Consider the following 11,446-nt stretch of genomic DNA (forward strand, 5'->3'; position numbering starts at 1 on the left):
TATCATACCATTCTATAGGAAATTGTCAATCATTATTACACAAAAAATAAAAACCATCATTTTTAAAGTTAAAAACGATAGTTTTTATGATTTATAATCAATAATGTTCGTTATTTAAAATAATTAATCCCCATCGCAGACTTGACTTCCGAAAGAGTCTGAGCGGCAGTCTGACGAGCCTTATCGCATCCTTCTTGCAGCATCTGATAGACCTGTCCCATGTCTTTAGCAAACTCCACTCGACGCTCACGAATTGGTCCTAACTCACGCTCTAAAATTTCTAGCAGATATCGCTTGGTTTTAACATCTCCCAGACCGCCTCTTTGATAATGCTCTTTCATTGCAGCAATATCCGCAGCATCTTCTGGGCGCCCAAAAACATCCAGATAATGAAAGACCATATTTCCCTCAATTTTTCCAGAATCTTCCACTCTGATATGATTAGGATCTGTATACATGCTCATGACTTTCTTTTGCAAAATATCCATGTCATCTGCCAAATAAATGCCATTATTGAGAGACTTAGACATCTTAGCATTGCCATCCAATCCAGGCAAACGTCCAGCTGCTTCATTTTCAGGATAAATCCCTTCCGGTTCTACCAAAACATCTGTCTGATAAGCATTGTTAAAGGAGCGAACAATTTCCCGAGTCTGCTCAATCATAGGCTTTTGATCATGTCCGACTGGTACAAAATTAGCCTTGAAAGCAGTAATATCAGCTGCCTGAGAAATTGGATAAACTAAAAACCCAGTCGGCAAACTTTCACCAAATCCTTTTTGAGCTATTTCTGTCTTGACAGTAGGATTACGCTCAAGACGAGCCAATGACACCAAATTCATGTAATACATTGACAACTCTGCCAACTCAGGAATCTGACTTTGAATAAAAATAGTCACCTTTTTAGGATCCAAGCCAGCTGCTAGATAATCTAAAGCTACATTCCCAATGGACTCAACAATTGTCTGAGGGTCCTTTGCATGATCTGTCAAAGCTTGCTGATCAGCCAAAAATACAAACATCTCATACTTACCTTGATCCTGCAAAAGCACGCGGTTCCGTAAACTTCCTACATAATGACCAATATGCAATTTTCCTGTCGGACGATCTCCTGTTAAAATAATTGGTTTAGTCATTTATTACTCCTCAATTTATAATGAGTTCATTATATCATTTTCAATGAAAATGAGAAAGAAGTTTCTAGAAAAAAGCAAAAAATCCAGTTTTTACGACTTTATTGCCACGCCTTTACAACATTTGTAAACCTAATTGACAAACTATTCTGGCTGTAAAACCTAAAAGTCTTAGTTCATTCTATTCTCCTTTTTTCTTTCTGCTTTGATTTTTACTTTTTATCTCAGAATTATTTGAAAAAAGTTCTGTTTTCTAGTAAAATGAAGAAGATTATATATATAGGAGAAAGACATTGCTTACAGTATCAGACGTATCACTGCGTTTCAGTGACCGAAAATTGTTTGATGAGGTCAACATCAAATTTACAGAAGGAAATACTTATGGATTGATTGGAGCTAACGGTGCTGGGAAATCAACCTTTTTAAAAATTTTAGCTGGTGATATCGAGCCAACAACAGGCCACATCTCTCTAGGACCAAATGAACGTCTTTCAGTCCTTCGCCAGAACCACTTTGACTATGAAGAAGAACGGGCTATTGATGTTGTAATCATGGGAAATGAGCATCTCTACAACATCATGAAAGAAAAAGATGCTATTTATATGAAGCCTGATTTTTCTGATGAAGATGGTGTACGTGCGGCTGAGCTTGAGGGAGAGTTTGCTGAACTAGGTGGCTGGGAAGCTGAAAGTGAAGCCTCACAATTATTGCAAAATCTCAATATTCCGGAAGATCTTCACTACCAAAATATGAGCGAGCTCTCTAACGGAGACAAGGTTAAAGTACTCTTAGCCAAAGCCCTTTTTGGTAAACCTGATGTCTTACTTCTGGACGAGCCAACTAACGGTTTGGATATTCAGTCTATTACTTGGCTGGAAGACTTTCTTATCGATTTTGACAATACAGTTATTGTTGTATCCCACGACCGTCACTTTTTGAATAAAGTCTGTACTCATATGGCCGACCTTGACTTTGGGAAAATCAAACTCTATGTCGGAAACTATGATTTCTGGAAAGAATCAAGCGAACTAGCGGCTAAACTTCTAGCTGACCGAAATGCCAAAGCAGAAGAAAAAATTAAGCAACTTCAAGAGTTTGTTGCTCGCTTTTCTGCCAATGCTTCAAAATCAAAACAAGCAACTTCTCGTAAAAAGATGCTTGACAAGATTGAGTTAGAAGAAATTGTTCCATCTAGCCGTAAATACCCATTTATCAGCTTTAAAGCAGAACGTGAAATCGGTAACGATCTCTTAACAGTAGAAAACCTTTCTGTCAAGATAGACGGAGAAACTATTCTTGATAATATTAACTTCATTTTACGTCCTGGCGATAAAACAGCTTTGATTGGCCAAAACGACATCCAAACAACAGCTTTGATTCGTGCTTTGATGGGTGATATTGAGTATGAAGGAACTGTCAAGTGGGGTGTCACAACCAGTCAATCTTACCTGCCAAAAGATAATTCTCGTGACTTTGCTAGTGGTGAATCAATCCTTGACTGGCTGCGTCAATTTGCTAGCAAAGAAGAGGATGACAACACCTTCCTTCGAGGATTCCTTGGGCGCATGCTTTTCTCTGGAGATGAGGTTAACAAGTCTGTCAATGTCTTGTCAGGAGGAGAAAAAGTTCGGGTTATGTTATCTAAGCTGATGTTGCTCAAATCCAACGTTTTGGTATTAGATGATCCAACAAATCACTTGGATTTGGAATCAATCTCCAGCCTAAATGATGGATTGAAAAACTTCAAAGGATCCATTATTTTTGCCAGTCATGACCATGAATTTATTCAAACATTGGCCAACCATATCATTGTCCTGTCTAAAAATGGCGTCATTGACCGTATTGACGAAACCTATGATGAATTCTTGGAAAATCAAGAAGTTCAGGCAAAAGTCAAGGAACTTTGGAAAGATTAATTCCTTGTCAATTTACGTTTACAAAGCTTTACAGAGGCATGAAACAGCGTTTCTGCCTCTTTCTATATAAGAAATATGAATCACATTAAAGAATATTTTAAAAAAAATTGGCCTTATTTTTGCGCCTTCTTTCTTCCATTTTTCATCATGTTCTTTGTCTACTTGATGTACGGAATATACTGGAATAGCGAAACGTCTCCCTTGCTTGGTGACGGCTTTCATCAGTATGTCATTTTTGACACTAACCTAAGAAATATCCTTCATGGCACAGATAGTATTTTCTATACTTTCTCCAGTGGACTTGGGCAGAATTTCTATGCTTTATCCAGTTATTATTTAGGTAGCTTCTTATCTCCCTTGGTTTATTTCTTTGATTTGAAATCAATGCCAGATGCCGTCTATCTATTTACCTTAATTAAGTTTGGATTAATTGGACTCTCTACCTTTATCAGTATCAAAGGAATATTTAAAAAGATTCCAGATTTACTCATCATCACTCTTTCAACCTCATTTTCTTTAATGAGTTTTTCAGTCAGTCAATTGGAAATTAAAACCTGGTTGGATGTGTTTATCCTTACACCTTTAATTATTCTAGGTTTACATAGGTTGATAACTGGAAAAGGAAGAGTACTATACTTTACAACACTGTCAATTCTCTTCATCCAAAATTATTATTTTGGATATATGATGGCAATCTTTTTGGTCTTTTGGTACCTTCTTCAATTATTTTGGGATTTCAAAAATAGAATTAAAAGTTTACTTGACTTTACAATCGTATCTGCTTTAGCAGGTCTGACTAGCCTCATCATGATTCTGCCAACTTACCTAGACATAAGTACTCATGGTGAAACCTTGACAAAAGTTTCTTCTTTGCTGACAGAAAAAAGTTGGTTCTTAGATGTGTTTGCTAAAAATTTTATTGGCAGTTTTGATACAACCAAGTATGGTTCTATCCCTATGATTTATGTCGGCACCTTCCCCTTGATTCTGGCTATCTTATTTTTCACCTTAAAATCTGTTAAGTTTCACGTGAAACTTTGCTACTTTTTACTCATTGCAATTTTCATAGCTAGTTTTTATCTTCAATATTTAGACTTACTTTGGCAGGGAATGCATGCTCCGAACATGTTTCTTCACCGTTATTCTTGGCTATTTTCTCTGGTAGTTATCTATATGGCTGCTGAGACTTTAAATCGTTGGAAAGACGTGAAATTGATTAATGTTGCCATTAGTTTCACTTTGCTCAGTCTCGGATTCATTATGACGTTTATTCAGAGAAAACATTATGACTTTTTGGGTCCTGAGAATTATATTCTAACATTAGAATTTCTGCTGGCTTATCTCTTGATTAGCTTTGTCTTAGCAAAATCTTCTATTCAACCAAAAATCATTCTCCCTGTCTTGCTCTTCTTTGTTACTTTTGAATTGTCGCTTAATTCCTATTATCAAGTTGGAGGAATTGCTAAAGAATGGGTATTTGCCACTCGTTCATCTTATTCTAGTCACCTTGACGAGATTGACAAGCTTGTCAATTATTCCAAAAAGGAAAATATTGACTTTTTTAGAACTGAAAGATTGAATCCACAAACAGGAAATGACAGTATGAAATTCAACTACAATGGAATTTCCCAGTTCTCATCTGTTCGAAATACTCAGGCAAGTTCTACTTTAGATAAACTTGGTTTTAAATCAGCAGGAACAAATCTGAATCTCCGTTATCAAAACAATAGTATTTTAATGGACAGTATTTTTGGTGTTCGCTACAATCTATCTGAAACAGATCCTCAAAAATTTGGTTTTCTTCCAGAGAAAAGTGAAAAAGAAATGTCTCTCTATCAAAATGATGCTGCACTTGGTTTAGCTTTTCTGACCAATGATGTTTACCAGGATGTCAAGTTTACAAATTTGACTTTAGATAATCAGACAGAATTTTTGAATCAATTGACTGGCTTTGATTTTAAATATTATAATAAAGTAGAAGCTATAACTACTAATGAAAATGTCAAGCAAATTGGTAACAGAGTGACTGTGGATGTTGACAGAGAACATAATACAAGCTTTGCTAGTGTAATCTATACTGTCAATGTACCTGCTAACAGTCAACTATATGTTAATGTTGCTGGGATTGATTTTAGTAATGATGATCAGACAGATGTTGACATTACTGTCAATAACTTTACAGAACGTTATACAACTAATAATGTTTTTCCTTTCTTTAATGCTGGATATTTCAGTCAAAGTCAAACAGTATCTATTCGCTTTACATTCCCAGATAATTCAACTGTTTCATTTGATACACCAGAATTTTTTGCCGTTAATACTGAGCAATATCAAAATGTCATTCAAAAATTAAAAGAGCAGCCCGTTTCCACAACTACTGATTTAAACACAGTAAAAACAAACTATAGAGCGGAAAAGGATACTTCATTATTCTTTTCCATTCCTTATGATAAGGGATGGTCAGCCACTCTTAACGGGAAGTCTGTCACACTAAAACGAGCTCAAAACGGCTTTATGAAATTAGATGTGAAAAAAGGAGAAGGGAATGTTGTCCTCACTTTCATTCCTAATGGACTGAAAGAAGGTGGCATTGCCTTCATATCTGGTATAATCTTATTTGTTTGTTATAATTTTCTACGTAGGAAACGACAGAGAATATAAATATAGCAAAAATCAGATCTTTACCAATATAAAAAATAAGGCTCTTCATTAAAATGCTAGTGAAGGCCTTTTTTGAACAATAAAAAACACTCACTAGGAGTGTCTCTAGCTCCGGCAGTAGGACTCGAACCTACGACATCATGATTAACAGTCATGCGCTACTACCAACTGAGCTATGCCGGATAATATAGTCCGTACGGGATTCGAACCCGTGTTACCGCCGTGAAAAGGCGGTGTCTTAACCCCTTGACCAACGGACCATATGGTATGCTCTCTTTCAGAACATATTCCATTATATCAGGTTTTTAAGCTTTGTCAACTCTTTTCCCTTTATTTTCGAAAATATCTTTCAGATATTTCACTCTTAAACGAGTGACCGGACAGCGATGATTTTCGTAAAAGATAATTTCTCGATTTTTCTTGTCATAATCAACAATGTTGCCAATATTAACCAGATAAGATTTATGTGGTGAAAAAAATCGTTTAGATTGCTGATCTTTTTCTTGAATATCTGTTATCGTTCCATAAAACTCCTTGAGAAAATTTTTACCGACAATCCGAAGTTTATGAGAGCTCCCTGTCGTTTCGATATACAAAATATCGTTATAAGGCATTCGAACATCATTGCCACGATAACTATATTCAAAATAATCTACCATATTGGTATTTTCAATTAGTGTACTCTTAGTGTAAAGAATACTGTCTTTGATTCTATTTTTAAAAGCATCATTGTTGATATCTTTATCAATAAAATCAAGTGCTGATACTTTATATTTAAAAGTCATAGTAGCAAATTCAGATTTTGAGGTTACAAAAACTATAATGGCATAAGGATTATGATGACGGATAAATTGAGCTACTTCCAGCCCTTTTGTTTCCTCTCCTTTAATGTCAATATCCAAAAAATAAAGCTGGTTAACGTCTCCATTTTCAATATATTTTTTGAATTCTTTGATTTTTCCTGTAACCTGAACCTGGATGTCAATTCCAAGTTCCTCAGCAATTTCTGCTAATGTCGTTTCCATCCTGACTTGATGAGATACGGTATCCTCTAAAACTAACACTTTCATAAATTCTATCTCCTAATTGTTAAAATCTGTGTAAAACTTCTTGGCTCAATTTGTGTATCAAGAGTGATAAATTCATACCTATCTAAAATTTCCTTGATGTTATTCAACCCGTAGCCTCTATTCTCTCCTTTAGTTGAAAATTCCGGCTGATAGAGTTCTTCCAAATCCAATTTTCCTTCTTTACGAGAATTTTGAACAACAAAAATGGTTCTATCATCCAGTTGAACCAGAGAAACATGGACTATTTTTTCTAAGCTGTCAATGGCACTCTCAATAGCATTATTTAATAAAATACTAGCAATTCTGACCAGATCTAACAACTTGATTGGAAGGCGTTCCACTTTATCCTTAACTTCAAAAGTCAGCTGAATCTGATGTTCACGCGCTTGAAAGATTGTCTCAGTCATGACACTCCTTAAAGCTGAATCTCCTACATTATTCAAATCAAAAACTGTATATTTATCTGAACGCAGGTTCAAATTTGCATCAGCCAAGACCTCTTGATAAATGTGCTCAATTTCCTTGATATCTCCAGTTTGAATAGCCACTTGCATACTTGTCAGCATGCTAGCATAATCATGACGAAATCCTTTGATTTCATAGTACAATCTCACAATTTCATCAGTATATTCCTGAAGTCGAAGCTGTTCAGATTCTTTTTGACGCAAACGCTCTTCTTTTTCGTATTTCTCACGGCTGTCCTTGAACGTCACCAAGGTAGAAAGAAAGGCCAAGAAACAAATAGTAGCAATCATACTGCTAAAACTGTTGAAATGCTTTATATTACTAATCCAGTGAGAGAGATTTAAAATCAGCCAATTCATTGCATATAAACTACTAATCATCAGAATCTGAGATTTAAAGAAACTTCTTTTAAGATAATCTATTCTGAAATCAAAAATATCAATAACTTTTACCATAAAGAACAAGGATATTAAGTTGATACATGTCAGAAACAAGCCCATGTACTGAGCTACAAAATCATCTCCTAAAACAGATGAAATAATAACTGAAAAGAAAGTAGTAGAGCTATCAATTGACAAACATAAAAAGAAGGAAAGTAAGAAAGATTGGTATCTTTTAATCTTTTCAACTCTACAAAAATACCAAACTATAAATAGAGGGAGAAAAAATGACAGCGCATATGATGGAAATGAGATTTCAAATGAAAACACATGCCCTAAAAAAGCAATTATAAACGGAATTATAATCTCAAGACCAAAGCAAACACCTACAAAAAAGTAAGTATGCTTAATTTTAGTGATTTTTGATAAAATCACTAAAAATGCAGCTACATTAATAAAAGGATGAACAATTAATCCTATTATTTCAAGTGACATAAATTTCTCCCCTAAACTTTAAAATTCTTATCTTCCAAAAATCCAATCCCATGGATTTGGAATACCTCTTATATCCCAAAAGGTTTGAACAAGTGAATTGCTATTTGCAGCAATTTGAAAAGAATAGATTTTCATAACTATCTCCTATCTTTTTATCTTGTAAGTCACCTTACATTTATCATTATAGAAAAATAGAAAGAGTTAGTGACAATTTTCCCTGAAATGTCATTTTTTATCCCCAAAATGACATTATACCAAAAAAATAGAAGAAAAAAACACGAAATATTGTAAAATACTTCGCATTTTTTTACCTTTCTGATCTCAGCAGGATTCGAACCTGCGACCGTTCGCTTAGAAGGCGAATGCTCTATCCAGCTGAGCTATGAGACCAATACTATCTCATTCTATCAGAAAATAGGATTGCCGTCAAGATTACTTATGATAAGGACTCCCCTGCTGAATCATAAAAGCTCGATAGATTTGCTCTATTAAAACAAGGCGCATCAGTTGATGAGGTAGCGTTAATTTGCCAAAACTCATCAGAAGATTTGCCCGTTTTTTTACTGCAGGAGATAAACCTAAACTTCCGCCAATAACAAAAGTGATATCAGAAAAGCCATGCACTGTAGTATCCATCATGAGCTGACTAAATTTTTCTGACGGAAATTGCTTTCCTTCAATTGCCAAAGCAATAACAAATTCACGCTCATTGATTTTAGCCAGAATTTTATTTCCTTCTTTTTCAAAAATCTGCTGATTTTCTAAATCACTAGCTTTATCAGGTGTTTTTTCATCCGCTAGCTCAACCATTTCCACCTTGCAGAATCGATTGAGACGCTTCATGTATTCGGCAATTCCATCCTTTAAATATTTTTCTTTCAGTTTTCCAACTGTTACAAGTTTTATTTTCATAAGTTTATTCTATCATATTCATCTATACTTCACACTTTATTAACAAGTAAAATTTATCTGGGAATCGGCTAATCTGTGTATTTTCTAATGCCTATCAACAGTTTTTCTAAGTTTTCCACAAGGTGTGGAAAACTTAGAGGATTTAAGTTATAATTAAGTTTAGCTAACTATAATTTCATCAATTGTAATTCAAGGAGGAAAACATGAAAAACTCTTCAAATGCCATCAAAAAGGCTTTATTGCTTTTTGCAGTGTTAATTGTAGGTTTTATCGGCGGAAGTTTAGGGAATTATGTTACTACATTAGTAACTTCACGTGTAAAAATGAATGGAAATTCAACAACCAGTGTAACTACTTCATATAAAAACTCTACAGACATTTCAGAAGCTGTGAAAAAGGTTCAAAATGCGGTTGTTTCAGTAATTACTTATGCTGAATCTTCTAGCAGCGTTATCAATGATGAATCTTCCAACGATGAATCACAAATCTCCAGTGAAGGTTCTGGCGTAATTTATAAAAAAGACGGAAAATCAGCCTATCTGGTAACCAACACCCACGTTCTTAACGGATCAACCAATGTAGATATCTTGCTAGCTGATGGAAACAAGGTTCCAGGAGAAGTAGTTGGATCAGATGTTTATTCAGATATTTCTGTCGTTAAAATTAGCTCTGAAAAAGTAACTGATGTTGCTGAATTTGGAGATTCTAAATCTCTGACAGTTGGTGAGACAGCTATTGCTATCGGAAGTCCTCTTGGAACAGAATACGCTAACTCTGTCACACAAGGAATTATTTCTAGTTTAGGCAGAAACGTTACATTACAATCTGAAAATGGTGAAAATATTTCAACAACTGCACTGCAAACAGATGCTGCAATCAATCCTGGTAACTCTGGCGGCCCATTGATTAACATCCAAGGACAAGTTATTGGGATTACTTCAAGTAAAATTTCAACAAATGGCCAAACCTCTGTTGAAGGGATGGGATTTGCCATTCCATCTAATGATGTCGTAAATATTATCAATCAACTTGAGAAAAATGGAACAGTCACACGTCCTGCTTTAGGGATTCAAATGATGGATTTATCTAATCTGACAACTTCTGATTTTTCTAAATTAAATCTTCCTTCTTCAGTGAAATCAGGTATTCTTGTTCGCTCTGTTCAGCAAGGGATGCCTGCTGATGGCAAGCTTCAAAAAAATGACGTCATTACAAAAGTAGATAATACAGATGTGGAATCCACTAGTGATTTACAATCTGCTCTCTACAAGCATAGTATTGGAGATGAAGTAGAAATTACTTATTATCGAGATGGTAAATCTCAAACAGTCAAAATCAAACTCACTAAATCAACAAAAGAGTTAAGCTCAAATTAACTTATTTACAAGATTGTCAACACACCTTTACACAATCGTAAAGGTGTGTTATTCTATATACAAATGGAAAACTTTCAATATATTGCACTTAAAGACATTCGAACCAATCCTTATCAGCCTCGTAAACAATTTTCACAAAAAAAGATTGAAGAATTAGCAGCATCAATCAAAGAAAATGGTCTCATTCAGCCAATCATTCTTCGGAAATCTTCACTTTTTGGTTATGAAATTTTAGCAGGAGAACGGAGATTTAGAGCTGCCTCTTTTCTTGGCCTAGAAACGATCCCAGCTGTCGTCAAAGAATTATCTGATGATGAAATGCTGAAACAGGCCATTATCGAAAATCTTCAAAGAGAAGACTTGAATCCTATAGAAGAGGCTGAGTCTTATCAAAATTTGATTGACAAAGGCTTGACACATGATGAAATTGCTAAAATCATGGGAAAATCTAGACCCTATATCAGCAATATTGTCAGACTTTTACAGCTGTCTAAAGAAGTTCGCCAAGCTATCAAGGAAGAAGAGATTTCTCAAGGACATGCTCGCCTGCTGGTTCCCTTAAAAGAAGAAGAACAGTTACTATGGCTGGAAAAAATCTGTCGAGATGATTTATCAGTTCGAGCAGTTGAAAAGCTTCTCCAGCAAAAAAAGAGTCTCAAAAAGAAACCTAATAAAGAACTGTTTGCTAAATCTGAAGAGGAAAAAATTAAAAAAATTCTCGGTCTGGAAGTTTCTATTCAGTTAAAAAGCCAGAGTAAAGGAAAGCTGATTATTCCTTTTGAAAGCGAAGAAGAATATCAAAGAATTATAAACAGTTTTAAATAAAACTGTTATTTTCTTTTTTTAAAATAACAAAATTATCCACTGTTAAATCAATTAGGAAGCCTATTAGAATAAGAAATTTTAGCTTTATTCACATTCTGTGGATAACTTCAGCTAACAATGTGAATTCTTTTCCAGTTCTTGTGGAAAACTTTAAGCCTTTATGATAAAATAAGATGCGTATGAATCAGAAAATTATAGAAAAGGAGGGAAGTT

Annotated in this window: 9 protein-coding genes and 3 tRNA genes; 4 read left to right on the forward strand and 8 right to left on the reverse strand. The window is 34.8% G+C overall.

Annotated features, from left to right (window positions below):
- Positions 1–110: 110 nt before the first annotated feature.
- Positions 111–1,136: a tryptophan--tRNA ligase gene (trpS, locus tag DQM55_RS11635; protein ID WP_111676890.1), complete on the reverse strand. Its 1,026-nt coding sequence runs from the start codon at positions 1,134–1,136 to the stop codon at positions 111–113.
- 290 nt (positions 1,137–1,426) lie between these two features.
- Between trpS and DQM55_RS11640 the strand changes: the two genes are divergently transcribed.
- Together DQM55_RS11640 and DQM55_RS11645 are read left to right on the forward strand one after the other, a co-directional pair.
- Complete coding sequence (locus tag DQM55_RS11640; RefSeq protein ID WP_002899531.1) at positions 1,427–3,049, forward strand: ATP-binding cassette domain-containing protein; 1,623 nt, start codon at positions 1,427–1,429, stop codon at positions 3,047–3,049.
- Between the two features lie 75 nt (positions 3,050–3,124).
- Positions 3,125–5,710, forward strand: a complete 2,586-nt coding sequence (locus DQM55_RS11645) for a YfhO family protein (protein ID WP_111676892.1) — start codon at positions 3,125–3,127, stop codon at positions 5,708–5,710.
- 109 nt (positions 5,711–5,819) lie between these two features.
- Here DQM55_RS11645 and DQM55_RS11650 read toward each other — a convergent pair.
- The 7 genes from DQM55_RS11650 to rlmH all read right to left on the reverse strand — a co-directional run bounded on the left by DQM55_RS11650 (position 5,820) and on the right by rlmH (position 9,032).
- A tRNA-Asn gene (locus DQM55_RS11650) sits at positions 5,820–5,893 on the reverse strand.
- Between the two features lie 5 nt (positions 5,894–5,898).
- Positions 5,899–5,970, reverse strand: a tRNA-Glu gene (locus DQM55_RS11655).
- A gap of 45 nt (positions 5,971–6,015) precedes the next feature.
- Entirely contained in the window at positions 6,016–6,780 is a 765-nt protein-coding gene (gene comE / locus DQM55_RS11660; RefSeq protein ID WP_002899424.1) for a competence system response regulator transcription factor ComE, read from the reverse strand.
- A gap of 5 nt (positions 6,781–6,785) precedes the next feature.
- Positions 6,786–8,120 (reverse strand): competence system sensor histidine kinase ComD, encoded by a 1,335-nt coding sequence (gene comD, locus DQM55_RS11665; RefSeq protein ID WP_111676894.1) that lies wholly within the window; start codon positions 8,118–8,120, stop codon positions 6,786–6,788.
- A gap of 27 nt (positions 8,121–8,147) precedes the next feature.
- Positions 8,148–8,255 (reverse strand): hypothetical protein, encoded by a 108-nt coding sequence (locus DQM55_RS11670; protein WP_032909851.1) that lies wholly within the window; start codon positions 8,253–8,255, stop codon positions 8,148–8,150.
- Between the two features lie 181 nt (positions 8,256–8,436).
- Positions 8,437–8,510 (reverse strand) — tRNA-Arg (locus DQM55_RS11675).
- 42 nt (positions 8,511–8,552) lie between these two features.
- On the reverse strand, positions 8,553–9,032 hold the full coding sequence (gene rlmH, locus DQM55_RS11680; protein WP_111676896.1) for a 23S rRNA (pseudouridine(1915)-N(3))-methyltransferase RlmH: 480 nt from the start codon (positions 9,030–9,032) through the stop codon (positions 8,553–8,555).
- A 203-nt stretch (positions 9,033–9,235) separates the two neighbouring features.
- On the opposite strand from rlmH, the gene DQM55_RS11685 reads away from it, so the two are divergent.
- Together DQM55_RS11685 and DQM55_RS11690 are read left to right on the forward strand one after the other, a co-directional pair.
- Entirely contained in the window at positions 9,236–10,408 is a 1,173-nt protein-coding gene (locus tag DQM55_RS11685) for a S1C family serine protease (protein WP_111676898.1), read from the forward strand.
- Between the two features lie 63 nt (positions 10,409–10,471).
- Entirely contained in the window at positions 10,472–11,233 is a 762-nt protein-coding gene (locus DQM55_RS11690) for a ParB/RepB/Spo0J family partition protein (RefSeq protein ID WP_172454777.1), read from the forward strand.
- Positions 11,234–11,446 lie beyond the last annotated feature (213 nt).

It is taken from the genome of Streptococcus sanguinis, from assembly GCF_900475275.1.
Classification (GTDB): domain Bacteria; phylum Bacillota; class Bacilli; order Lactobacillales; family Streptococcaceae; genus Streptococcus; species Streptococcus sanguinis_N.